Genomic DNA, 22,310 nt, shown 5'->3' on the forward strand with positions numbered 1-22,310 from the left:
CCGGTTACTACTCAGTAGTAGTTGGAGACAATGGACCTATTGAAGACAAAATTTTTTCAATGGGTGAATCATACGGGTTATCTAGCTACACAGGTGAGAAACAGTGCCAAAGTTAGAGACAGTCGACCTCGACACCGACCTCAGCCTATTCAAGTACGGGAACCTCGCGCAGCTGCCGGATCCGTATCGTGAACTGACCGAGCGAGAACGAACGGAGCGCGTGAGCGCCGCCCGCGCCGAACTCGGCGACGACGTGGTCGTCCTCGCGCACAACTACCAGCGACGGGAACTCGTCGAGTGTGCCGACTTCGTCGGCGACTCCTACGAACTCTCGAAACGCGCCGCCGAGTCGAGCGCGGAGTACGTCATCTTCGCCGGGGTGACGTTCATGGCCGAGAGCGCCGACATCATCACCGACGACGACCAGACGGTGCTGCTGCCGTCGATGGAGGCTTCCTGCCCGATGGCGGGGATGGCCGAAGCCCTCCAGGTCGACGCCGCGTGGGCCGAACTCACGGAGGCGGCGGGCGACCGCGACGTCGTTCCGGTGACGTACATGAACTCCTACGCCGACCTGAAGGCGTTCTGCGCCGAGCAAGGAGGATTGGTCTGCACCTCCTCGAACGCCCACCGCGCCTTCGAGTGGGCGTTCGAGCGCGGCGACGCCGTGCTCTTTCTGCCCGACAAACATCTCGGCGAGAACACCGCCCACCGACTCGGCCTCGAAGACGGCGTGGTCGAGTGGGACCCGTGGGACGCCGACGAGCGGACGGCCACGGACGTCGCCGACGCCGACGTGATCCTCTGGGACGGCTACTGTCAGGTCCACGAGCGGTTCCGCGTCGACCACGTCGAGCAGGCCCGACGGGAACACGACGCCCGGGTCGTCGTCCACCCCGAGTGTCGCCGTGAGGTCGTCGAGGCGGCCGACCGGTCGGGGTCGACCAGCGAGATCTGTGCCACTATCGCGGACGCCGACCCTGGCGAGACGTGGGCCGTCGGCACCGAGATCCACCTCGTGAACCACCTCCAGCGGTGGCATCCCGAGGTGGACGTCGTCCCGCTCTGCGGCGACGCCTGCATGGACTGCAACGCGATGCGGCAGATCGACCCGAACTATCTGACGTGGATCCTGGAGGAACTCGCCGCCGGCCGCCCCCGGAACGTCGTCGAGGTCGCACCGCGGGAGAAGGAACTCGCCGCCGTGGCGATGGAGCGGATGTTGGAGTTATGACGGTCGAGAATGCGGACGTTCTCGTCGTCGGCAGCGGGATCGCCGGTTGCGCCGCCGCACTCGGCGCGGCGCGTGCCGGCGCGGAGGTGCTCGTCGTCACGAAGGCCAGTGAGCCAGAGGACGCCGCCTCCGACTGGGCGCAGGGCGGCATCGCCGTCACCCGAGACGACCCCGAGTCGTTCCGCGACGACGTCCTCACCGCTAGCGACGGTGAGGCCGACCCGGAAGCGGTCGACGTGCTCGTCTCGAACGCTCGGAACGTCGTCGACGACGTCCTCCTGGACACCCTCGACGTCGCGTTCGACACCGACGGCGACGGCTACGACTTCGGGCGCGAGGCCGCCCACTCCTCTCGCCGCATCCTCCACGTCGACGCCAGCACCGGCCGACACGTCCTCCGACCGTTCCTCCGTCACCTGCAGGCACACGACCGCGTGACGGTACGCGACGACACGGCCGTGTTGGACCTCCTCACCCACGAGGGCAGGGTCTACGGCGCGCACCTCGAGTCAAGCGACACCGAGCGGTCGGCCGAACCCGTGTTCGCCGGGGCCACGGTGCTCGCGACGGGCGGCGTCGGGGCCTGCTACGGCCGATCGACGAACCCCGACGGGGCGACGGGCGACGGCGTCGCGATGGCCGCGCTCGCCGGTGCCGCGATCGAGGACGTGCAGTACGTGCAGTTCCATCCGACCGCGTACGTCGGCGAGGACGACAGGGACGGCGGTAGCCGGGACGACGGCGACGAGGACGGCCCGTTCCTCGTCAGCGAGGCGGTCCGCGGCGAGGGTGGCGTCCTCCGGAACGCGACGGGCGAGCGGTTCATGCTCGACGTCCACCCCGACGCCGAACTCGCCCCGCGCGACGTGGTCGCTCGCGCCGTCGCCTGCGAACGCGCGCGGACCGGCGAGGTTCGTCTCGACGTCTCCGCGTTGGACTTCGCCGACGAGTTTCCGGACTTGGCGGCGCTGTGTGAAGCGCGCGGCGTCGACCCGGCCGACGGGATCCCCGTCGCGCCGAGCGAACATTTCCTCTGCGGGGGGGTCGCCGTCGACGACCGGGGACGGACGACGCTCGACCGCCTGTTCGCCGTCGGCGAGTGTGCCCGGACCGGCGTCCACGGCGCCAACCGCCTCGCCTCGACCAGCCTCCTCGAAGGCCTCGTCTGGGGACTGCGCGCGGGCGAGGCGGCTGCCGGCAACGAGGTCGAGACGGTCGAAGCCCCGCGCCCCCGTGACGGCGACCCGTCGCTCCCGCCGTCGTTCGCCGAGACGAAGCTCCGACGGTTACAGACGCTGATGGACGAACACGTCGGTCTCGAACGGACACCGGACGGTCTCCGACGGGCGACCGCCGCACTCCGGCGACTCAAAGGCGAGGTCGACGCCTACACCCGGACGCGGACGTCGCGGGAGCTGTACGAGCTCCGGAACGCCTGCGTCACCGGACTCCTCGTCGCACGGGCGGCCGCGGAGCACCCCTCGGCGGGCTGTCACCGTGTCGTCGCCGATGACGAGGGCGAGGGACCGCCGTCGGGCGGTCGAGACGACGCCGAGGAGGCCCGTGTTCGTCGCTGACTCGACCGTCGAGCGGTGGCTCCGGGAGGATCTCGGTCACCGAGACGTGACGAACCACGTCCCCGGCGACACCGACGGGCGACTCGTCGCGAAGGGATACGGCGTAGTCGCGGGGCTGGAGGAGGCGCTCGCCGTCTTCGACTACCTCGATATCGACGCGGAACGGACGGTCGACGTCGGCAGTCGAGTCGCCCCCGGCGACGTCGTCCTCCGGGTGGCCGGCCCCGCACGGGACGTCCTCCGTGGCGAGCGCGTCGCGGTGAACCTCGTCGGGCACGCCTCCGGCGTCGCGACGGCGACGCGTCGCGCCGTCGACGCCGCCGCCGAGGTGACAGACGGGGTGCGGATCGCGGCGACGCGGAAGACGACGCCCGGACTGCGCGGCGTCGAGAAACGGGCCGTCGCCGCGGGCGGGGGCGACACCCACCGACTCGATCTCTCGGGTCTCGTGATGGTGAAGGACAACCACGTCGCGGAGCTGGGACTGGAGGAGGCGGTCGCACAGCTCCGTGCGCGCAAGTCGTTCGTCACGAAGCTCGAGGTGGAGGTCGAGCGTCCCGAAGACGGCGTCCGGGCCGCCGAGGCCGGCGCGGATATCGTCCTCTTCGACAACATGGCCCCGGAACAGGTCGCCGACGGCGTCGACGCGCTCCCGGCCGACGTGCTCGCGGAGGCCAGCGGCAGCATCACGCTCGCCGACGTCCCCGCGTACGCCGAGACGGGCGTCGACGTCGTCTCGATGGGCGCGTTGACGCACAGTGCTCCGTCGGTCGACTACTCGTTTCGGACCGGATAGCGACCGGAGCGGGGAACCGAACGGATCAGCTCCCGCCGCGGACGACGTGACCGTACTTCAGGAGGGCGACGAACACCGTCCCGCCGACGGCGTTCCCGGCCGTCGAGGTGACCAGGAACCGTCCGTAGTCGGCGAACGTTACCTCGTTCGTGGCGACGAGGCCGGCGAGCACCTCGACGTTGCCGGCGATGCTGTGAGGGAGATGCATGAAGCCGATGGCGCCGGTGACGATGAAGATGACCGCCACGGTGCCGATGGTGTCGCTCGACGCGGTGACGAGCCACGAGAGCAGCCCCATCAGCCAGCCGGCGAGGATTCCCGCCCCGAACAGGGTGAACGCACTGTGGTCCGTCAACTTCGTGGCGACCTCCGCGAACGCACTCGGCTCTGCGACGCCGAGCGAGATGCCGATGGGGACCACGAAGATCGCAAAGAGGGTGCCGCCGACGATGTTGCCACCGTAAACCAGTCCCCACAGTCGTCCGAGGTCGAGGATCGACGCCTGTCGGTCGAGCACCGGTAACACCGCCAGCGTCGTGTGTTCGGTGAACAGTTCGGTCTGTCCCAGGATGACGAACAAGAACCCCAGTGAGTACGCGCTCGCCATCAGTATCTCGATCAGCGGCGGTGAGAGTTGGCCCGTCGAGACCGTCACCACGACCGCGATGAGCAGCGGCCCGAACCCGATGTCCAGTCCCGCCGAGAGCGAGGAGAGAAAGAGCCCGATCGACTCGCGGTCGAGTTCGTTCATCCCCTCCTTGATCTGCGTGTCGAGGATGTCGTGTGAGTGAGCCTGCGACTGTGTAGCGGGGTTCTCTTCGGTCTCAGTGGCCACACGCCCACCTCCTGACGTTCGATACGTGTCGCGCCGATATCGTCGCGAACCGACGTTCCATACGACCGAATTCTCGAGCCAGAAAGGTAGGTGTTTTCGCCGTCAGGGTCGTTCGACGTCGAGGACGGTCAGCGTCTCGTCGAGCGTCACCGACAGGGTGTCGCCCGCACAGGGGATGTCGAGTCGGACCCGGATCGGGTCCTCGGCGAGCACCGTCGTCCGCTCGTCGCTGACACACCAGTCGAACGTCCAGAACGGGCGTGTGCTGAGGTCGACGCCGCGGTTGGCGTGGAACGTCAACACGTCGGCGTTGTCCAGCAGGTTCACCCCGACCGCGGAGTAGAGGTGGTTCCGACACCGGGTGCAGACGTGATCGACGCGGAGTTCCAGCCCGGGCAGTTCGCAGTCGCGTCCGAGCGTCGTCTCCATCTTCCCCATGCACTCCGGACAGACGCCGTCGGCGGCGAGACAGTAGTGGTGTCGGACGTGGTGGTGGAAGGCGTCGAGCAGTTCCTCCGGCGTCCGGTCTTCGAGGCCGCCCGGCGGGAACGAGTAGCTGAGGTGGCTCCGGCCGCAGTCGACGCACTCGATGGTGAGATGTTCGGCGGCGTACCACGCCTGGAGGTCGCCCTCGCAGTCGTAACACGATCCCGGTGCGGGGAACGGATCGAGCTCGGCGTGGTCGGTGAACGTGCCGGCGAACACTGCCCGGACGACTTTCCGACCGGGGTACTGGAAGCGATACCCCTCCTCCGTCTTCCGGACGAAGTGGTCGGTGAGCTTCTTCAGGTGGTAGTTGAAGTGGGCGCTGTCGTCGATGTCGACGCGGGCGTAGAGATCCGAGAAGGCGACGGGCGCGTCGTCGCCGCCGGCGTCGAGCAGCGCCTGGAGGATCTCGATACGGGTGTCGTTGCCGAGGAGGGCGAACGCCTCCGCCGGAGCGATGCTCGACTGCTCGGTGGCTGCCTCCTGTATGTCGCTCTCGGCCGGTTGACTCATACCCGTGTAGTTTCCTATCGAACTACTAAGTCGTTCGGTCGGTCGACGCGGAGACGTCTCGCACACCGCAGAACTCGAATCGGGCGCCCCCGGCGTCGGTGTCGGCGTCGACGATGCGGACGCTCCACCCGTGCGCCTCGGCGATGCGACGGACGATGGCGAGCCCGAACCCCGTCCCGTACGGGCTGGTCGTCACCCCCTGCTCGAAGACGCGTTCGCGCTCCGCCTCGGGGATTCCGGGGCCGTCGTCGGCGACGTAGAACCCCTCCCTGTCGTCGAGTCGCCCCACGCGGACGACGACGTGCTCTCCGTCTTCGGTCGACGGTCGATCGCTCTCGGGACCGTCCTGTGCGTCGTCGGGAGCAGAGTGACCGTCGGCGGGTCGAGCCCCGTGCTCGACCGAGTCACCGGACTCCGTCCGGTTGTTCGTGGAGCCATGCTCCACGCTGTTCCGAAACAGGTTCTCCAGCAGTTCTCGGAGACGGGTTTCGTCGGCGCGAACCGACCCTAACGGTCCGACGACCTTGAGTGTCGCCGACCGGGTCCGGACGGTCTTCCAGGCATCTCGCACCAGTGCGTCGAGCGGGACGTCGGCGGGGTCGTCGATATCGTTTCCTCCGCGAGCGAGCGAGAGGATGTCGTCGATGAGCTCGTCGATCCGTTCGTGTGCGTCGGCGACGCGATCGAGGTAGTCGAGGCTCCCCGTCTCCCGTACCAGTTCGAGATAACCCGTCGCGACGTTCAGCGGGTTCCGGAGGTCGTGTGAGACGACGCTCGCGAACTCCTCGAGCCGTCGGTTCTGTCGCTCGAGGCGGCTTCGATACGCCTCCTGCCGGCTCACGTCGACGGTGACGCCGATGAGACCGGCGACTTCGCCGTCGCTGTCGTACCACGGCACCTTCGACGTGAGCACCCACCCGTCGTACCCGTCCTCGAACAGGTCGCGGTCGACCGTCGGTGCGTCGTCTGACATCGCGTTGGCGTAGTGACGCTGGAGGTCGTCGACCGAGAAGCGTGCTCTGTCGTTCTGTACGACGGGTTCGCGCTTGTAGAGGATCGGTTCGTTCTCCTGGACGACGTATCTGTCGTCGGCGTACGTCCGTGCGCTCTCCTCGCTCTCGTGGAGGTCGAAGTCGGTCTTCCCGATGTACTTACTGGGGTCGCTGGTGTACGCGTGGCTGACCCGGAGATGTCGACCCTCTCCGTCTTTGACGTACAGGTGGAGCGGAACTCGCTCGAAGAGAGCATCGAGCAGGTTCGTCGCCTCCGCGCGTTCCCGCTCACAGTGACGACGGTCGACGGTCGCCTCGACGCGGTGAGCGAGCAACCGTACCGCGTCGGCGCCGTCCGCCGGAACAACGTCGCTCGCGCCGGCGTCGAGTGCAGCGGTCGGACGTTCGGCGGTCGACGGCCGGAAGACGACCACCGGAACCTCGTCGAGGGGTCGGACCGCTTCGACGACGGTAGAGACGGACGTTTCGCCGGGTCCGACGACGACACAGTCGACCGTCCCGGTCCGACTCCCGAGTGTCGAGTAGTCCGTCACCGACTCGATACGGAGACCGTCGAGCGAGCGACCCAGCGCCGAGGCGACCTCGTCGCTCGGTTGCTCGACTACGAGCACAACTCCGTCCGTCGATTCGATCGTCACAGTATCTGAATAAAAAGACAGACTATATTGATTAATATTTCGCAACGAGCGTCTCCCGACCCCGTCGCGGCGGCGCGACGGTCGGTTCCATCGACCGGAGCACCGACTCCGGTTCGCGTGACGCCGCGACTCGGCCGAAGGGAGAACGTTTAGTCCCCCCGACCGAGAGACCCGGTAAATGACTTCGAACTTCTTCGACCGCCTCGGCGACCGCATCGAGCGCGTCGACAGCGTCGTCTCGGTCGGTCTGGACGCCGACCCGAGTCGCATTCCCGAGCATCTCCAGGAGGAGGAGCTGCCGCAGTGGGCGTTCAACCGTCGCATCATCGACGCCACTCACGAGCACGCCGCCTGCTACAAACCGAACGCGGCGTTCTACGAGCACGCCGACGGCTGGCGGTCGCTCCGGGAGACGATCGCCTACGCCCACGGCAAGGACGTCCCCGTCCTCCTCGACGCCAAGCGCGCCGACATCGGCAACACGACGCGGCAGTACGCCAAACTGCTCGACCACGTCGACGCCGTCACCGTCAACCCATACATGGGTCGCGACTCGCTGCAGCCGTTCCTCGACCGCGAAGACAAGGGGGTGTTCGTTCTCTGTCGGACTTCCAACCCCGGCGGTGCCGACCTGCAGGACCTCGAACTCGCCTCCGGCGAGGCGGTCTACGAGCGGGTCGCCGCGCTCGCGGAGCTCTGGAACCAGCACGGCAACGTCGGTCTGGTCGTCGGTGCGACTGCACCCGAGGAACTGGAGGCGATCCGCGAGCAGGTGCCGGAGCTGCCGTTTCTCGTCCCCGGCGTCGGTGCACAGGGTGGCGACGCCGAGGCGGCCGTCGAGTTCGGCCTCGCCGAGGGTGTCGGGCTCGTCAACTCCTCGCGGGGGATCATCTTCGCGGGCGAGGGCGAGACGTTCGACAGAGCGGCGGGTCAAGCGGCCCGTCGGCTGAAGCGACGGCTGAACCAGTTCCGGTGAGGCGGGTCGTCGGCGTCGACGTCAGTAGACCAACCCGACCGAGTTGATGTGGTCGACGAGTGCCTCCTCCGTTCGGAACTCTCTCCCACAGGCGTCACACCGGTAGCCGTCGTCTCGCAGGTCGCTCGTCGTCTCCGGGACGGTGTTCATGTGTCTAGAGACGCGTGCCGGAGGCATAGCGTTACGTGTCGGTCGTGACGCCGACGTCGGCCGTGGCCGCTCGTCAGCGCATCCCCGTCCCGGGCCCGGTGTCGTCGTGACCCGTCCCCGAGGGTTTCTCGCGCTCGCCGACGCCGCCCTCGTCGCGGACGGACGCACACCGGACGCAGACGCCCTGCGTCCGGTCGAAATGCTCCTCACACACCTGTGTCCCGCACTGGTCGCACGCGTGCTCGGCGGTCGTCGACTCACACACCTGACAGAGACCACTGAGACTCATACACAGGCGTTCGCGACACAGCCCCTTGAGCGCTGAGGCCGGGGGGCCGACGACGAGAGTCTTACAACGGTGGACTCCATATCCAGAGACGTGGACCGCGACCAGCTCGTGATGGCGCTCGCCTCGGTGTTCGCAGGGCTCGCCGTCCTCGTGGCGGTGCTCGGGCTCGTCTACCAGCCGTTCCTCCTCGTGTTGGCCCTCGCGTTCGGAGCGACCGCCTACTTCATGTGGGTTCAGGCCAGCGGTCGGCTCGACGACCGCACCCGCCGCCGGGTTCGACAGGGGCAGTCGAACGAGCGCGAGCGCTTCGCCGGCTTCGGGGCGGGTGCACGTCGCGAGAACGTCCGGGAGAACTACCGGCGGGCGACCGCCGACGGTGCACGCGAGCGGCGGCAGACGGGTCGCGCGCCGAGAACGACCGCCGGCCCCTCCCGAGCGGAGGCGTATCGGGCGCTCGGACTCGACGCCAGCGCCACCGCCGAAGAGATCAAACGCGCCTACCGCTCGAAGGTGAAGGAGGTCCATCCGGACACCGAAGACGGGAGCGAGGAGGCGTTCAAGCGAGTCAACCGAGCGTACGAGACGCTGACCGACTGACCGACCGAGACGCCACTCCTTCTCGTGGCACTCGACGTCCGCAACTCCGGAGCGACGCGTACACACCCGAGCCCTGTTGTGGTATGAGTATTCACAACACGAAAAGGGCTATATGAAGCGGTTACCTAACCCCGTTCATGAGCGCGGACCGGGCCGCCCTACACGAGGCCCTCGAGCGCGGCGAAGAGGAAGGCGGAAACATCGAGTTCAAAGAACGCCTCTCTCGCGACCTCCACCTCGCCGACGGCAGAATGGAGAGTCTCGCCGCCCAACTGCGACACCGTGTCCTGTCCGGCGACGGCGAAGCCACGTACGTGGTCGGCGTCACCGACGACGGCGGCATCGCCGGCATCTCGCCCGACGCCTTCTCCGAGACGATGGACGTCCTGTCGCTGCTGGCCGAGGAGGCCGGTGCGCACATCGACGACGTCGAGACGTGGGGCGTCGGCGACGACGCCGAACGTGGCATCGTCGGCATCGCCACCATCCGGGAGGGTGCTTACCTCGAATCCGACGACAACCACATCATCGTCGGCACCGCCGGCCACGTCGACCACGGCAAGAGCACGCTCGTCGGATCGCTCGTCACGGGCCAGTCCGACGACGGTAACGGCGGCACTCGGGGGTTCCTCGACGTCCAACCGCACGAGATCGAACGCGGCCTCTCGGCGGATCTCTCCTACGCCGTCTACGGCTTCGACGGCGACGGACCGGTTCACATGGACAACCCGCACCGCCGGACCGACCGGGCGCAGGTCGTCGAGACGGCCGACCGGCTGGTCTCCTTCGTCGACACCGTCGGCCACGAACCGTGGCTTCGGACGACGATCCGCGGCCTCGTCGGACAGAAGCTCGACTACGGCCTGCTCGTCGTCGCCGCCGACGACGGACCGACCCGGACGACCCGCGAACATCTCGGTATCCTCCTGGCGACCGAACTGCCCACGGTCGTCGCGCTGACGAAGGTCGACGCCGTCAGCGAGGAGCGAGTGTCGGAGGTCGAACGCGAGGTCGAACGCCTCCTGCGCGACGTGGGGAAGACGCCGCTGCTCGTCGAACGCCACGGCGTCGACGCGGCGGTCGACGAGATCAGCTCCGCTGTGGTCCCCATCGTTCAGACCAGCGCCGTCACGATGCAGGGGCTCGACACGCTCGACCAACTGTTCGAGCAACTGCCGAAGACCAGCGACGAGGGCGGGCAGTTCCGACTGTACATCGACCGGACCTACAGCGTGACGGGCGTCGGCGCCGTCGCCTCCGGGACGGTCACCTCCGGGAGCGTCGAGGCCGGCGACACGCTCCTCCTGGGTCCGATGCAGGACGGCGAGTTCCGCGAGGTGGAGGTCCGCTCCATCGAGATGCACTACCACCGCGTCGACCGTGCGAAGGCGGGTCGAATCGTCGGTATCGCGCTCAAAGGCGTCAAGGAGCGAGAGATCGACCGCGGGATGGTGCTGGTCGACCCCGAGGCCGACCCCGTCGCGACCCGGTCGTTCGAGGCCGACGTGATGGTGCTCAACCACCCGACGCGCATCGGGGCGGGCTACGAACCGGTCATCCACCTCGAGACCATCAGCGAGGCGGCCGTCTTCTACCCCGAGGACGGGCAGCTCCTGCCGGGCGACACCGGCCACGCTCGCGTCGAGTTCAAGTTCCGTCCCTACTGCGTCGAGGAGGGTCAGCGGTTCGTCTTCCGCGAGGGGCAGAGTAAGGGCGTCGGGACGGTGACGAAGGTCGACCGCGACTGAGCGGACAGTCGAGCCGTCTCGCCGTCGATTCACACTCTCCGTTCCGTGTGTCTCTCAGTTCCGTCGAGCGGTCGCCACGAACGCGCCGGCGACGTCGCGGAACGCCGCTGCTGCCTCGCTCTCGGGTGCGTCGACGACCACCGGTTTCCCCGCGTCGGTCGCGAGCGGAACCGCGTCGTCGTTGGGAAGTAGCCACACTCCTCGACTCGGATACACACGTCTTCGGGTTCGTACCACGAGTACGCCAGTTGCCGCACCTAAGTGTGCCGATTTGAGCGGTTTCTGATGTGTGTGGTCGCCGAGACGCCGCGCGTCACTCGGCCGCTGGGACGTAGCCGGCGTCCGTCCGCTCTGCGGACCCCAGGAGGACGAGCCACTCGAGAATCTCGCCGACGCGGTCGCGCCAGACGACCTCCCACTCGTTGGGGTTCTTGTAGTGTTCCCAGACCGGCACGTGTTCCGCGAACGTCTCGAAGACGTCGTCCACCGTCAGCGGGTTCTCGGCCGTCTCGAGCGTCGTTACCACCTCCTCGGCACCGAACACTCGTCGCCGGAACGTCTCGCGGAGCTGCGTCTCGGTGGGGTCGACCCGGATGCGTCTGAACCCGGACGACGTCTCCTCGGCGAGCTCGAGCGCCCGGAGGAACGTGAGCCACGTCCGGGCGACGTCCCGACTCGGGAGGTCGAGCCGACGCATGAGGCGGGCACAGCAGTCGTCCTCCGACCCCGGCACCAGTGGGACGGCGCGCTGGGCGTCGGCGACGACATCGAGGTCGTCAGGGGCGGGCGGGACCAGTTTGAACTTCACAGACCGAACGAGTCCGCGACGAGCGTCTCGTCGGTCTCGCCGTGGACGTAGGTCGGCCCGTTCGCGACGTCGACGGTGACCTGTGCGGGGGCGAACACCGTCTCCGGCACCTCGTAGAAGTCCCAGTCGGCGTCCTCGAAGATCTCGTAGAACGACGTCCCGTAGTCGTCGGCGGCGGTCGAGACGATCTCGTCGAAGCGGTCGAAGTCCTCGCGGACGTGCAGGTAGACCTGCCCGCCGTAGGCGAGCGCGTCGTTCGTCCGGCCCATGGCGACGCCCTCATCGTAGCTGACGGGGGCGACGGGTGCCGTGCCGGAGGCGGAGATGACGTCCAGCGGGTCGTAGCCGAGCTCCATCAGGCGGAAGACGGCGAGTTCCGCCGCGCGGGCGGCCGTGGTGACGCTCCCGACCAGACTCCCGGCCGGGAACGTCGGGAGGAACACCGCCTCGGGGTTGATCCCGGCGAGGTCGGCGACGTGCTCCGCGACCTCGTCGCCGGGCAGTTCGACGCTCTCGACGGCGAGGACCGTCAGGTCGAACTCATCGTAGTAGCCGAGCCGCTCGAAGTCGGTCTCCTGACCGACGAGCGCGCGGGCCGGACCGCTGCCGAGCCCGTCGAAGTCGTCGAACTCCAACTCCCAGCCGGCCTTCTGTGACCCGAGCAGCGCGATGCCGGGGTGGTCGCTCGACAGTTCGACGTACGGCAGCGGTGCGCCGTCGAGTTCGTCCATCCGCGTCTGGACGGTCGCCAGTCCGGCGGTCTGGATCTCCGCGAGCAACAGTCCCGCCTCCATCCCGCCGTCGGTCTCGACGCCGAAGTCGAGCACCGTCGCCCCCGAGTCGAGCTCGTAGGCCGCGATGTTGAGTTCGTCGGCGAAGTCCAGCGCCTCGTCGACGAGTTCGATGGCCATCCGGTTGATACTGTCCATACGGACGGATTCGGCGGTTTCGCCCTTAGGGTTTGTCAGTCGGCGAAGCGTCGGGGAGGCGTGCCTAGTTGATCTCGTACCCCGCCCGCTCGACGACGCGACCGAGGTCGGCCCGTCGAATGCCACCCACAGCCGGCCGTACTCGAGGGGTCGAGTTCGACGCTCGGATCGACTCTTCCGTCTACTCGCGCTCGCGCTTCGCCGTCCGGCCCAGATGCGACTCGACGGCGTCAACCTTCTCGCGGGCGGTCCCGTCGCTGGTTCGCTTGTCGTCGATCTTCAGGAACGTGCTCACGCGGTCGCCGTCGACGGCCTTGTGTGCGGCTCCGACGGCCGCCAGCAAGGTGTCGACGTCGTCGGCTTCGACGACCGTCCCCATCGGGTTCGTCTCGTAGGCGACGTCGAACTCGTCGAGGGCGGCGACCGCCTTGGCCACCTCTTCGGACATGCTGCCTTCGACGACGGGAGCGACACTCAGGAGTGCGATGACTGTCATACGTTCCCGTACGACCCCCGACCGCCTAACTGTCGGGGCCGTCCACGAGCGACGGACCACGGCCGGTTCCCAGCGACGACGCCGCTCCCCCACGCACTTTTCTCGTCAGCCGTGTTAGACGCGGGTCGATGAACCCACGTATCGAACGCGGCCTGACGGTGGGGAGAGCCATCGTCACGGAGATTCGCGCCGAGAAGATAACGTTCCTCGCCGGGAGCATCGCCTACCACGCGTTCGTCTCGCTGTTGCCGCTCTTGTTCCTGCTGTTGGCGGCCATCTCCGCGACGGGCAGCCGCTCGCTGGAGGAGGGGTTCATCACGCTCATCGAAGCCGTGCTCACGCCGGGCGCACAGCAGTTGCTCGTCACAGAACTGCAGACGGCAGGCGGGTCGACGGGAGTGACCATCGTCGGCGGACTCGTGCTCGTCTGGGGGACGCTGCGCATCTTCCGCGGGCTCGATACGGCCTTCTCGGACATCTACGAGACGGAGACGGCCAATACGTTCGGCGACCAGCTCTCGGACGGCCTCATCGTCCTCGTCACGTTCGCCGTCGCCATCGTCACCGCCGTCGTCGTCCGGTCGGTCGTCCCCCTCGGCGACGACGGACTCCTCGCGTGGACGCTGTCGCGGGCCGTCCTCGTCGCTGGACTCGCCGTCACGTTCTTTCCGATGTACTACATCTTTCCGGACACCAACGTCGGCGTCGTCGAAGTGTTCCCCGGCACGCTGTTCGCGGCGGTCGGACTCGTCACCTTCGAGACGCTGTTCACCCTCTACGCACAGAGCGGCGACAAGAGCGTCGTCGGCGGTATCCTCGTCCTCCTCACCTGGCTCTACTTCAGCGGCCTCGTCGTCCTCCTCGGCGCGGTCGTCAACGCCGTCCTCTCGAACCGGAGCGCCGACGTCAGCATCGAGCCGGTCGTCGGCGGCGTCAGACCGGCACACGACCGCGAGCGACCGACGCGACACGAGGTCGCCGACTCGCTCACCGAACTGAAACGCCTGTTCGACACCGACGAAGACGTCGTCGTCAGCGTCGGCGACCAGTCGGTGACGCTCCCACCGCCGCAGCGCTACGAGACGGACACCGAGTCGTCGCGACTGGGGCTGGTCGACGGGACGGTGAGGCTCGAACTCCGCTGGTCGACGCGCGACACCGCCGACGTCGACCGGGCCGCCGCCAGCGATCCGGTCGAGTGAGTCGTTCACAACGCCGAGACCGCGGCTTTTTCTCGCCCGCCCGTCTCTCTCCGCTATGTACCTCTCACACCCCGTCCGTCGCATTCGCGAGGACCCCGTGGCGGACGAATCGGTGTCGCTCGTGGTCGAACTCCGAGACGACGACCGCGACGACGGGCTCGACTCGACGGTCGAGGAACTCGACGGGTCGGTCGACCGCGACCTTGACTTCTCCGCGTACCTCGTGACGCTCCCCGAGACAGCGGTCGACGAGCTCTGTGATCTCGACGGGATCGAACGCATCGAGACGGCCGACACTATCTCGTTCGGTGTCGACCCCGACGCGACGGCCGTCGACGGCGACGAGTGAACCGTGGGCGACGGGGGTCGTCGTCCGGCGTTCTCTCGATCCGTTTGCCAACTTGACTCGGTTCTCACCCGTCCGCGTGCGTTGCGCGCGTGGGAAACAAGTAAGAAAACGAGAGAGGGACCCCGTTCCGGCGATCCGGGGCCGAGAACACCGCACTGACCGAGATGTGAACCACGGTCGGACGCCTCCTCGTTCACTGCCGTTCGCGAGACTGCGACCTCCCTGATTCACAACCTAGCGTTCCGCATTTACCGCATTACGGTTCGTCGCGCCGAGACTCGGCGCTCGGAACGTAGTAAACGAGAGAAGTGCACTGACTGGGATTTGAACCCAGGTTGTGACCATGGCAAGGTCACGTGATACCACTACACTATCAGTGCAGGCAGGCGGTGTTGGAGTGCACTGACTGGGATTTGAACCCAGGTTGTGACCATGGCAAGGTCACGTGATACCACTACACTATCAGTGCACGTCCGTACCGCGTCGTGCTACAGTTACATCTAACTCGAGATTACTTATTAAGGGTTCCGGAATCCCCTAGAACGGCCAGTTGCCGTGAGTGTTTTTCGCACGAGACACTCCCACACGAAACCCCCACGAAAGCGTATGTGACGGCCTCGCAACTCCGAATTACATTCGCTACCCTTTTAGGGGAGGCTCCGGTACAATCGCTACAGTCTAGTGGCGAGACGCCAAAGGACGGCCATGACACAGACCGTCTGCGTGCCGTCCTCGCTCGTCCGGGAGGCCGAGGACAAACGCGAGGCAACTCGCAAGCTCGGCTACGTCGCCCGTGCGGCGACGGTGTTCCGGGCGGACAGACTCGTCGTCTTCCCCGACCGGGAAGGCGAAGAACGCTGGGGTGGTGAGTTCGTCACCACCGTGCTCGAATACGCCGTGACGCCCCCCTACCTCCGTCAGGAGGTCTGGGACGTCCGCGACGAACTCGAGTACGTCGGTGTGCTCCCGCCCCTGCGCGTCTCCCCACAGACCGGCTCCGGATCGAACGATTCGGGGTCGTTAACACAGGGAATCGTGACCGAGGTCGGACCTGAAGGCCGCGTCCGGGTCAATTGCGGAATGCAACACCCGATCTCCCTCATCACCCCCGACGGAATGTCGGTGGGCGAGGGAGAGCGCGTCACCGTCAGGATCTCTTCGCGAGAGCCGGTCCGTGCGCGGATCGTCGACGCCGCCCCACCGGGCTACGTCGTCGAACGCATGGACCTCGAGGAAGCGCTCGCCCGGGATGACGCCGGCGTCCGCATCGCGACGTCGCGGCACGGAGAGGAACTCTCCGTCTCGCGGCTGTCGTCGCTCGTCGGCCGTCTCGACGACGGAACGACCGTCGTCTTCGGATCCCCCGGACGAGGGCTTCCAGACATCCTCGACGTCGACGTCGACGTCGAGGAACTCCCCGCCAGTACCGGCGGGGCGAGCGTCGGACCCGACAGCGGGTTCGACCTCTGGCTGAATACGATTCCGCGACAGGGCAGCGAGGTGGTGCGGACGGAGGAAGCGATGTTCGCCTCACTCGCCTGCCTGACACTCACGGAGTGAAACAATGCCACAACCAAGCAGACCACGAAAAGGCTCGATGGGCTTCGGCCCGCGCAAGCGCGCGGCGAGTGAAGTCCCTCGCATCCGGTCTTGGCCGGACGACGAGGGCTCGCCTGCGTTGCAGGGCTTCGCCGGTTACAAGGCCGGTATGACCCACGTCGTGATGGTGAACGACGAATCCAACTCCGCACGCGAGGGGATGGAGGAGTCGGTTCCCGTCACGGTCGTCGAGACGCCCCCGATGCGGGCGGTCGCTCTGCGAGCCTACAAAGACACGGCGTACGGAAAGAAGCCGGTAACCGAGGTATGGACCACCGAGTTCCACGAGGAACTCGACCGGACCCTCGACCTGCCGGCGGAGAGTACCTTCGACGAGGACGCAGACGAACTGCGCGCACTCCTCGACGACGGAACGGTCGACGACGTGCGGATGATCACCCACACCGTCCCGAGTGCGCTCAAGAACGTCCCGAAGAAGAAGCCCGACGTGATGGAGACACGCGTCGGTGGCGGCTCCCTCGAGGAACGTTCGGACTTCGCGCTCGAACTCCTCGAGGCGGGCGGCGAACACTCGATGGAGGACGTGTTCCGTCCCGGCGAGTACCTCGACGTGAGCGGTGTCACGAAGGGGAAGGGGACGCAGGGTCCCGTCAAGCGCTGGGGCGTTCAGAAGCGGAAGGGGAAGCACGCCCGTCAGGGCTGGCGGCGCCGAATCGGTAACCTCGGCCCGTGGAACCCCTCCCGCGTCCGCTCGACCGTCCCCCAGCAGGGGCAGATGGGCTACCACCAGCGGACGGAGCTCAACAAGCGTCTCATCGACGTCGGCGAAGGCTCCGACGCGAGCGTCGACGGCGGCTTCGTCAACTACGGCGAAGTCGACGGCAACTACGCGCTCATCAAGGGGTCGCTGCCGGGACCGAACAAGCGGCTCATCCGCTTCCGACCGGCCGTCCGACCGAACGACCAACCGCGCCTCGACCCCGAGGTGCGCTACGTTTCAACCGCATCGAACCAGGGATAAACTATGCAGGCAACAATTCGTGACCTGAACGGCGACGACGCCGGTACGCTTGAACTGCCGGAGGTCTTCGAGACGCACTACCGTCCGGACCTCATCAAGCGCGCCGTCCTCGCCGCGCAGGCAAACCGGAAACAGGCCTACGGCGCAGACGAGTTCGCCGGGCTGCGCACCCCCGCCGAGTCGCTGGGAAGCGGCCGCGGGATGTCGCACGACCCACGCGAGAACGGCGTCGCTCGACGCGTCCCGCACGCAGTCAGCGGGCGCAAAGCACACCCGCCGAAGGTCGAGAAGGAACTGGGCAAGAAGATCAACGACAAAGAGCGCAAACTCGCGGTCCGCTCGGCTATCGCCGCCACGGCGAACCCCGAGCTGGTAAGCGAGCGCGGTCACCAGTTCGACGACGACCTCGAACTGCCGCTCGTCGTCTCCGACGACTTCGAGGACCTGCTGAAGACGCAGGAAGTCGTCGAGCTGCTCGAGACGCTCGGCGTCTACGCCGACGTCGAGCGCTCCGACCAGAACAAGAAGGTCAAGGCTGGCCGCGGGAAGACGCGTGGTCGCAAGTACAAGCGACCCAAGTCGATCCTCTTCGTCACCAGCGAGGAGCCGTCGCGCGCGGCGCGCAACCTCGCCGGTGCCGACGTCGCCACGGCAGCGAACGTCAGCGCGGAGGACCTCGCGCCCGGCACGCACGCCGGTCGCCTGACGATCTTCACCGAGAGCGCCCTCGAGGAGGTGGCCGACCGATGAGCGTCATCGAGCACCCCCTCGTGACCGAGAAGGCGATGAACCAGATGGACTTCGACAACAAGCTCCAGTTCATCGTCCACATCGACGCGACCAAGGGCGAGATCGTCGAGGAGATCGAATCCCGCTACGAGGTGACTATCCAGAAGGTCAACACGCAGGTCACCCCGAAGGGGAAGAAGAAAGCAATCGTCACGCTGGGCGAGGACGACGACGCACAGGAAGTCGCCTCGCGAATCGGGGTGTTCTAATCTATGGGACGTCGCATTCAGGGCCAGCGTCGTGGTCGCGGTGGACCCACCTTCCGGGCTCCGTCGCACCGCTACAAGGCCGAACTGTCGCACAAGAAGTCCGAAGAATCGGACACCGTCTCCGGTACGGTCGTCGACATCGAGCACGACCCCGCCCGGAGCGCGCCGATCGCCGCCGTCGAGTTCGACGACGGCGACCAGCGGCTCATCCTCGTCCCCGAGGGTGTCACCGTCGGCGAGACCATCCAGGTCGGTGTCACAGCAGAGATCAAACCCGGAAACACGCTCCCACTCTCGGAGATCCCGGAAGGGGTCCCGGTCTGCAACGTGGAGCGTCAGCCCGGTGACGGCGGCAAGTTCGCCCGGTCGTCGGGCGTCTCCGCTCAGCTGCTCAGCCACGACCGCAGCGTCGCGGTCGTCAAGCTGCCGAGCGGCGAGGTCAAGCGGCTCAACCCCGACTGCCGCGCGACCATCGGTGTGGTCGCCGGCGGTGGCCGCACGGAGAAGCCGTTCGTCAAGGCAGGTAACAAGCATCACAAGATGAAGGCCCGCGGGACGAAGTGGCCTCGCGTCCGTGGTGTGGCGATGAACGCCGTCGACCACCCGTTCGGTGGCGGCGGCCGCCAGCACCCCGGCAAGCCGAAGTCCGTCTCGCGAAACGCACCCCCAGGCCGCAAGGTCGGTGACATCGCATCGAAGCGCACCGGTCGCGGCGGTAAGGCAGGGAACAAATAATGAGCTCGGAATACCGAACCGGCCGTGAAGGTGAGTTCACCTACCGCGGTCACACGCTCGACGAGCTGCAGGAGATGGAGCTTGACGAGGTCGCAGAACTGCTCCCCGCACGTCAGCGGCGAACTATCAAACGAGGACTCGGCGTCGAGCACGAGAAGCTGCTCGAGAAGGTCCGCGACAAGAGCGAGGAGGAGACGGCGAACGATCCGGTGCGCACGCACCTGCGTGACATGCCGATCCTCCCCTCCTTCGTCGGACTGACCTTCGCCGTCTACACCGGTCAGGAGTTCGAACGCGTCAAGGTCCAGCCCGAGATGATCGGTCACTACCTTGGCGAGTTCCAGCTCACGCGGAGTTCGGTCACCCACGGCCAGGCCGGCATCGGCGCGACCCGGTCCTCGAAGTTCGTGCCACTCAAGTAAGCCATGGGTATCAACTACAGTGTCGAGGCCGACCCGGAGACCACGGCCAAAGGTATGCTCCGAGATCGGCCCATCAGTATCAAGCACAGCAAGGCCATCGCCCGCGAGATCAAGGGAATGACCGTCGCCGAGGCCGAGGAGTACCTCGACGCGGTCATCAACGAGGAGCGCTCCGTCCCGTTCAAGCAGCACAACTCCGGCGTCGGCCACCGTTCCGACATCGACGGATGGGACGCGGGTCGCTACCCGAACAAGGCCAGCAAGGACTTCCTCAAACTGCTCGAGAACGTCAAGAACAACGCCACCGAGCAGGGCTTCGACGGCGAGGCTATGGAGATCATGCACGTCGCAGCACACAAGACCGGCGAGCGGATGGGTCGCAAGCCCCGCGCGATGGGGCGTGCAGACCCGTGGAACACGCCGATCTGTGACGTCGAACTCATCATCGAGGAGGCCGAATAAATGGCAGACGAACACCAATTCATCGAAGACGGACTCCAGAAGTCCCAGATCGACGAGTTCTTCGCGGACGAACTCGGGCGAGCGGGCTACGGCGGCATGGACGTCGCCAAGACCCCGATGGGGACACAGATCGTCCTGAAGGCCGAGAAGCCCGGTATGGTCATCGGCAAGGGCGGGAAGAACATCCGCAAGATCACGCGCGAACTGCAGGAGCGGTTCGACCTCGACGACCCGCAGATCGACGTACAAGAGGTCGACGAGCCGGACCTCAACGCGCGCATCGTCGCGGACCGACTGGCCAACGCGCTCGAGCGTGGCTGGTACTTCCGCAAAGCGGGTCACACGACCATCGACCGCATCATGGACGCGGGCGCACTCGGCGCCGAGATCGTCCTCGCGGGGAAGGTCACCGGTGCCCGTTCGCGTATCGAGAAGTTCAACCGTGGCTACATCAAACACAACGGTGAACCCGCCCAGGAGGTCGTCGACGAAGGCCAGGGCGTCGCCGTGATGAAGCTCGGTACCATCGGCGTCACGGTGAAGATCATCCCGCCGGGCGCGAGACTGCCCGACGACTTCGCCGTCGCGGAGGACGCAGAGATCGAGGCCGTCGAACAGGTCGCCGAGACCGAGGGCGTCGAGGGGCTCCTCGACGAACCCGAAGACGAGAAGGTTCCGGACGTCGGCGACGACGCCGACGAGGTGCCCGGCGAGGACGCCGTCGAGGAACCCGAGGAGGCCATCGACGAGGAGGTCGTCGAAGAGGTCGTCGAGGAGACCGGCGAGGAGCCGGTCGCCACGGGCGACGTCGACGAGGAAGACGACCAGGACCTCGACGTCGAAGAAGAGCTCGACGAACTCGACGAGGAGGTCGAACAGGAAGCAGCCGACCTCGTCGCCGAGATGGAAGCCGACGAAGACGAAGGCGAGGAGGAGGATAACTGATGGCGATCCTCTACAACGACGAGATCCGCGACATGACGGCCGCAGAGCGTGAGGCCGAGCTCGAAGAGCTCGAGACCGAACTGCTCAACACCAAGGCCGTCCAGGCCGCGGGTGGTGCGCCGGAGAACCCCGGTCGCGTCAAGGAGCTCAAGAAGACGATCGCTCGGATCAAGACGATCCAGCACGAAGAAGCCGACCACGAGTAATCCATGGCACTGACACCCGAGACTCTCACACGACACGAACTCAACGGCCTCTCGGTGCGGGTCGTCGACGCCGCGAACCCCGACCTCGTCGGGATCGCCGGCCGTGTCGTCGTCGAGACCATGCAGACGCTGCATATCGACGACGGGACTCGGGTGCGTCAGGTGCCGAAGCGAGGGGTGACCCTCGAATTCGCGCTCACCGCGGGTGAGCCGGAGTTCGGCGACGGAGTGTATCCGTCGCCGGATCAGTGCACAGATGAAGCCGCTGGGACTCGTCGATCGCTCGACGAGCCGTCGATCGCTCGACGCCGCCGCAAGGCCCCAGGGTCCACGTTCAAACGGGAGTCGGAAACTGCCGGGGGGTTCCCCGGTCAGTCTGGTTCGACCCGGACGGGCTCGCCGGACGGAGACGGACGACGTTCGTCTCCGCCCGGTGACTGCGAGGACGTGGTCTACGTTACGGTGGATGGCGCACGACTGCTCTCACGACCCGCCCACCGCACCGAGAACGCAGGTGATTCGAAATGGCGTTAGGATTGAACGTACCAGAACCGGAGGAGGCATGCTCCGACTCGAACTGTCCGTTCCACGGATCGCTTTCCGTGCGCGGTCAGACGCTCGAGGGGACTGTCGCCTCCACAGACATGGACAAAACCGTCGTTATCGAACGCGAATACGACGTTCGCGTTCCCAAGTACGACCGCTACATGAAGCGGCGTAGTCGCGTTCCGGCCCACGCACCCCCGTGCATGGAGCTTCAGGAAGGCGACACGGTTCGTATCGCAGAGACCCGACCACTGTCGAAGACGAAGTCGCACGTGGTCGTCGAGAAACTAGCTGCCACGGACGGCGTCCCGAGTGACACCGCCCACGCCGACGAGTCCAAAGAGGACACGTCGAGCGACGTCGCGGAGGGTGATGCCTGATGGAGGCACTGAAGGCCGACGTCACGCAGGGCCTGGAGAAAGGCTCCCTCATCACGTGTGCAGACAACACCGGAGCCCGCCAGCTGAAGGTTATCAGCGTCTCGGGCTACTCCGGAACGAAGAATCGACACCCCAAAGCGGGAATCGCCGACAAGGTGACCGTCTCGGTCACCAAGGGGACGCCGGAGATGCGGCGTCAGGTGCTGGAGGCCGTCGTGATCCGACAGCGCAAACCCATCCGGCGACCCGACGGAACGCGCCTGAAGTTCGAGGACAACGCTGCCGTCATCATCGACGAGATGGAGGAGCCTCGCGGGACCGAGATCAAGGGTCCCGTCGCGCGTGAAGTCGCCGAACGCTTCGGGAGCATCGCCAGCACGGCAACGATGATCGTATAGC

At 66.7% G+C, this 22,310-nt stretch carries 29 protein-coding genes and 2 tRNA genes; 20 read left to right on the plus strand and 11 right to left on the minus strand.

What is annotated here, in order from left to right; genetic code table 11:
* Positions 1-103: 103 nt before the first annotated feature.
* Genes nadA through nadC form a run of 3 tightly spaced genes read left to right on the plus strand, consistent with a single transcriptional unit; the run spans position 104 to position 3,607 of the window.
* Entirely contained in the window at positions 104-1,234 is a 1,131-nt protein-coding gene (gene nadA / locus BSG17_RS02080; RefSeq protein ID WP_089820797.1) for a quinolinate synthase NadA, read from the plus strand.
* Positions 1,231-2,811 (plus strand): L-aspartate oxidase, encoded by a 1,581-nt coding sequence (locus BSG17_RS02085; protein WP_089820798.1) that lies wholly within the window; start codon positions 1,231-1,233, stop codon positions 2,809-2,811. Before nadA ends, BSG17_RS02085 begins: the two co-directional genes overlap by 4 nt.
* Positions 2,798-3,607: a carboxylating nicotinate-nucleotide diphosphorylase gene (nadC, locus tag BSG17_RS02090; protein WP_244531465.1), complete on the plus strand. Its 810-nt coding sequence runs from the start codon at positions 2,798-2,800 to the stop codon at positions 3,605-3,607. Before BSG17_RS02085 ends, nadC begins: the two co-directional genes overlap by 14 nt.
* A 25-nt stretch (positions 3,608-3,632) precedes the next feature.
* Here nadC and BSG17_RS02095 read toward each other — a convergent pair whose 3' ends face one another.
* From BSG17_RS02095 to BSG17_RS02105, 3 genes are all read right to left on the minus strand, one after another.
* Complete coding sequence (locus tag BSG17_RS02095) at positions 3,633-4,442, minus strand: formate/nitrite transporter family protein (protein ID WP_089820800.1); 810 nt, start codon at positions 4,440-4,442, stop codon at positions 3,633-3,635.
* Between the two features lie 102 nt (positions 4,443-4,544).
* The gene (locus BSG17_RS02100; RefSeq protein ID WP_089820801.1) at positions 4,545-5,441 is read right to left on the minus strand and encodes a winged helix-turn-helix domain-containing protein; all 897 of its coding nucleotides are present in this window, start codon (positions 5,439-5,441) and stop codon (positions 4,545-4,547) included.
* 25 nt (positions 5,442-5,466) lie between these two features.
* Positions 5,467-7,092 (minus strand): receiver/sensor box histidine kinase, encoded by a 1,626-nt coding sequence (locus tag BSG17_RS02105; protein WP_170864687.1) that lies wholly within the window; start codon positions 7,090-7,092, stop codon positions 5,467-5,469.
* 178 nt (positions 7,093-7,270) lie between these two features.
* Between BSG17_RS02105 and pyrF the strand changes: the two genes are divergently transcribed.
* On the plus strand, positions 7,271-8,068 hold the full coding sequence (gene pyrF / locus BSG17_RS02110; protein WP_089820803.1) for an orotidine-5'-phosphate decarboxylase: 798 nt from the start codon (positions 7,271-7,273) through the stop codon (positions 8,066-8,068).
* Between the two features lie 21 nt (positions 8,069-8,089).
* Here the strand turns inward: pyrF and BSG17_RS25860 are convergent, their stop codons facing one another.
* On the minus strand, positions 8,090-8,218 hold the full coding sequence (locus BSG17_RS25860; protein ID WP_170864688.1) for a C2H2-type zinc finger protein: 129 nt from the start codon (positions 8,216-8,218) through the stop codon (positions 8,090-8,092).
* A gap of 73 nt (positions 8,219-8,291) precedes the next feature.
* On the minus strand, positions 8,292-8,507 hold the full coding sequence (locus BSG17_RS02115; RefSeq protein WP_089820804.1) for a hypothetical protein: 216 nt from the start codon (positions 8,505-8,507) through the stop codon (positions 8,292-8,294).
* Positions 8,508-8,597: 90 nt separating this feature from the next.
* Here BSG17_RS02115 and BSG17_RS02120 point away from each other — a divergent pair, with 90 nt between their 5' ends.
* Positions 8,598-9,104: a J domain-containing protein gene (locus BSG17_RS02120; protein WP_089820805.1), complete on the plus strand. Its 507-nt coding sequence runs from the start codon at positions 8,598-8,600 to the stop codon at positions 9,102-9,104.
* A gap of 137 nt (positions 9,105-9,241) precedes the next feature.
* Positions 9,242-10,852: a GTPBP1 family GTP-binding protein gene (locus BSG17_RS02125; RefSeq protein ID WP_089820806.1), complete on the plus strand. Its 1,611-nt coding sequence runs from the start codon at positions 9,242-9,244 to the stop codon at positions 10,850-10,852.
* A gap of 54 nt (positions 10,853-10,906) precedes the next feature.
* On the opposite strand, the gene BSG17_RS25865 is transcribed toward BSG17_RS02125, so the two are convergent.
* The 4 genes from BSG17_RS25865 to BSG17_RS02140 all read right to left on the minus strand — a co-directional run bounded on the left by BSG17_RS25865 (position 10,907) and on the right by BSG17_RS02140 (position 13,085).
* Positions 10,907-11,050, minus strand: coding sequence for an Mrp/NBP35 family ATP-binding protein (locus BSG17_RS25865; RefSeq protein WP_139246541.1), 144 nt, complete (start codon positions 11,048-11,050; stop codon positions 10,907-10,909).
* A 115-nt stretch (positions 11,051-11,165) separates the two neighbouring features.
* Positions 11,166-11,660 carry a double winged helix-containing putative transcriptional regulator gene (locus tag BSG17_RS02130; protein WP_089820807.1) on the minus strand — a complete coding sequence of 165 codons (495 nt, stop codon included), beginning with the start codon at positions 11,658-11,660 and terminating at the stop codon, positions 11,166-11,168.
* Positions 11,657-12,589, minus strand: coding sequence for a methenyltetrahydromethanopterin cyclohydrolase (mch, locus tag BSG17_RS02135; protein ID WP_089820808.1), 933 nt, complete (start codon positions 12,587-12,589; stop codon positions 11,657-11,659). The genes BSG17_RS02130 and mch overlap by 4 nt, the downstream gene beginning before the upstream one ends.
* Positions 12,590-12,770: 181 nt before the next feature.
* A complete protein-coding gene (locus BSG17_RS02140) occupies positions 12,771-13,085 on the minus strand; it encodes an MTH1187 family thiamine-binding protein (protein ID WP_089820809.1) in 315 nt (104 codons plus the stop codon).
* 128 nt (positions 13,086-13,213) lie between these two features.
* Here BSG17_RS02140 and BSG17_RS02145 point away from each other — a divergent pair, with 128 nt between their 5' ends.
* Both BSG17_RS02145 and BSG17_RS02150 read left to right on the plus strand, forming a co-directional pair.
* Positions 13,214-14,287, plus strand: coding sequence for a YhjD/YihY/BrkB family envelope integrity protein (locus BSG17_RS02145; RefSeq protein WP_089820810.1), 1,074 nt, complete (start codon positions 13,214-13,216; stop codon positions 14,285-14,287).
* 55 nt (positions 14,288-14,342) lie between these two features.
* Complete coding sequence (locus BSG17_RS02150) at positions 14,343-14,636, plus strand: hypothetical protein (protein ID WP_089820811.1); 294 nt, start codon at positions 14,343-14,345, stop codon at positions 14,634-14,636.
* A gap of 309 nt (positions 14,637-14,945) precedes the next feature.
* On the opposite strand, the gene BSG17_RS02155 is transcribed toward BSG17_RS02150, so the two are convergent.
* Both BSG17_RS02155 and BSG17_RS02160 read right to left on the minus strand, forming a co-directional pair.
* Positions 14,946-15,016, minus strand: a tRNA-Gly gene (locus tag BSG17_RS02155).
* An 18-nt stretch (positions 15,017-15,034) separates the two neighbouring features.
* Positions 15,035-15,105 (minus strand) — tRNA-Gly (locus tag BSG17_RS02160).
* Positions 15,106-15,341: 236 nt separating this feature from the next.
* On the opposite strand from BSG17_RS02160, the gene BSG17_RS02165 reads away from it, so the two are divergent.
* From BSG17_RS02165 to BSG17_RS02220, 12 genes are read left to right on the plus strand one after another with little or no spacing between them, the layout of a single operon-like run.
* A complete protein-coding gene (locus tag BSG17_RS02165) occupies positions 15,342-16,196 on the plus strand; it encodes a putative RNA uridine N3 methyltransferase (protein ID WP_089820812.1) in 855 nt (284 codons plus the stop codon).
* A 4-nt stretch (positions 16,197-16,200) separates the two neighbouring features.
* On the plus strand, positions 16,201-17,217 hold the full coding sequence (locus tag BSG17_RS02170) for a 50S ribosomal protein L3 (RefSeq protein ID WP_089820813.1): 1,017 nt from the start codon (positions 16,201-16,203) through the stop codon (positions 17,215-17,217).
* A 3-nt stretch (positions 17,218-17,220) separates the two neighbouring features.
* Positions 17,221-17,967: a 50S ribosomal protein L4 gene (gene rpl4p / locus BSG17_RS02175; RefSeq protein ID WP_089820814.1), complete on the plus strand. Its 747-nt coding sequence runs from the start codon at positions 17,221-17,223 to the stop codon at positions 17,965-17,967.
* Positions 17,964-18,215 carry a 50S ribosomal protein L23 gene (locus BSG17_RS02180; protein ID WP_089820815.1) on the plus strand — a complete coding sequence of 84 codons (252 nt, stop codon included), beginning with the start codon at positions 17,964-17,966 and terminating at the stop codon, positions 18,213-18,215. The genes rpl4p and BSG17_RS02180 overlap by 4 nt, the downstream gene beginning before the upstream one ends.
* A gap of 3 nt (positions 18,216-18,218) precedes the next feature.
* Complete coding sequence (locus BSG17_RS02185; RefSeq protein ID WP_089820816.1) at positions 18,219-18,950, plus strand: 50S ribosomal protein L2; 732 nt, start codon at positions 18,219-18,221, stop codon at positions 18,948-18,950.
* Positions 18,950-19,372 carry a 30S ribosomal protein S19 gene (locus tag BSG17_RS02190; protein WP_089820817.1) on the plus strand — a complete coding sequence of 141 codons (423 nt, stop codon included), beginning with the start codon at positions 18,950-18,952 and terminating at the stop codon, positions 19,370-19,372. The genes BSG17_RS02185 and BSG17_RS02190 overlap by 1 nt, the downstream gene beginning before the upstream one ends.
* 3 nt (positions 19,373-19,375) lie before the next feature.
* The gene (locus tag BSG17_RS02195; protein ID WP_089820818.1) at positions 19,376-19,834 is read left to right on the plus strand and encodes a 50S ribosomal protein L22; all 459 of its coding nucleotides are present in this window, start codon (positions 19,376-19,378) and stop codon (positions 19,832-19,834) included.
* Positions 19,835-20,779 (plus strand): 30S ribosomal protein S3, encoded by a 945-nt coding sequence (locus BSG17_RS02200; protein ID WP_089820819.1) that lies wholly within the window; start codon positions 19,835-19,837, stop codon positions 20,777-20,779.
* Complete coding sequence (gene rpmC / locus BSG17_RS02205; protein ID WP_089820820.1) at positions 20,779-20,985, plus strand: 50S ribosomal protein L29; 207 nt, start codon at positions 20,779-20,781, stop codon at positions 20,983-20,985. The genes BSG17_RS02200 and rpmC overlap by 1 nt, the downstream gene beginning before the upstream one ends.
* Positions 20,986-20,988: 3 nt before the next feature.
* Positions 20,989-21,519, plus strand: a complete 531-nt coding sequence (locus BSG17_RS02210; RefSeq protein ID WP_089820821.1) for a ribonuclease P protein component 1 — start codon at positions 20,989-20,991, stop codon at positions 21,517-21,519.
* The gene (locus BSG17_RS02215) at positions 21,510-21,911 is read left to right on the plus strand and encodes a 30S ribosomal protein S17 (protein WP_089820822.1); all 402 of its coding nucleotides are present in this window, start codon (positions 21,510-21,512) and stop codon (positions 21,909-21,911) included. The genes BSG17_RS02210 and BSG17_RS02215 overlap by 10 nt, the downstream gene beginning before the upstream one ends.
* Complete coding sequence (locus BSG17_RS02220; protein ID WP_089820823.1) at positions 21,911-22,309, plus strand: 50S ribosomal protein L14; 399 nt, start codon at positions 21,911-21,913, stop codon at positions 22,307-22,309. Before BSG17_RS02215 ends, BSG17_RS02220 begins: the two co-directional genes overlap by 1 nt.
* The last annotated feature ends 1 nt before the right edge of the window (position 22,310 follow it).

It is taken from the genome of Halogranum amylolyticum, from assembly GCF_900110465.1.
GTDB lineage: Archaea > Halobacteriota > Halobacteria > Halobacteriales > Haloferacaceae > Halogranum > Halogranum amylolyticum.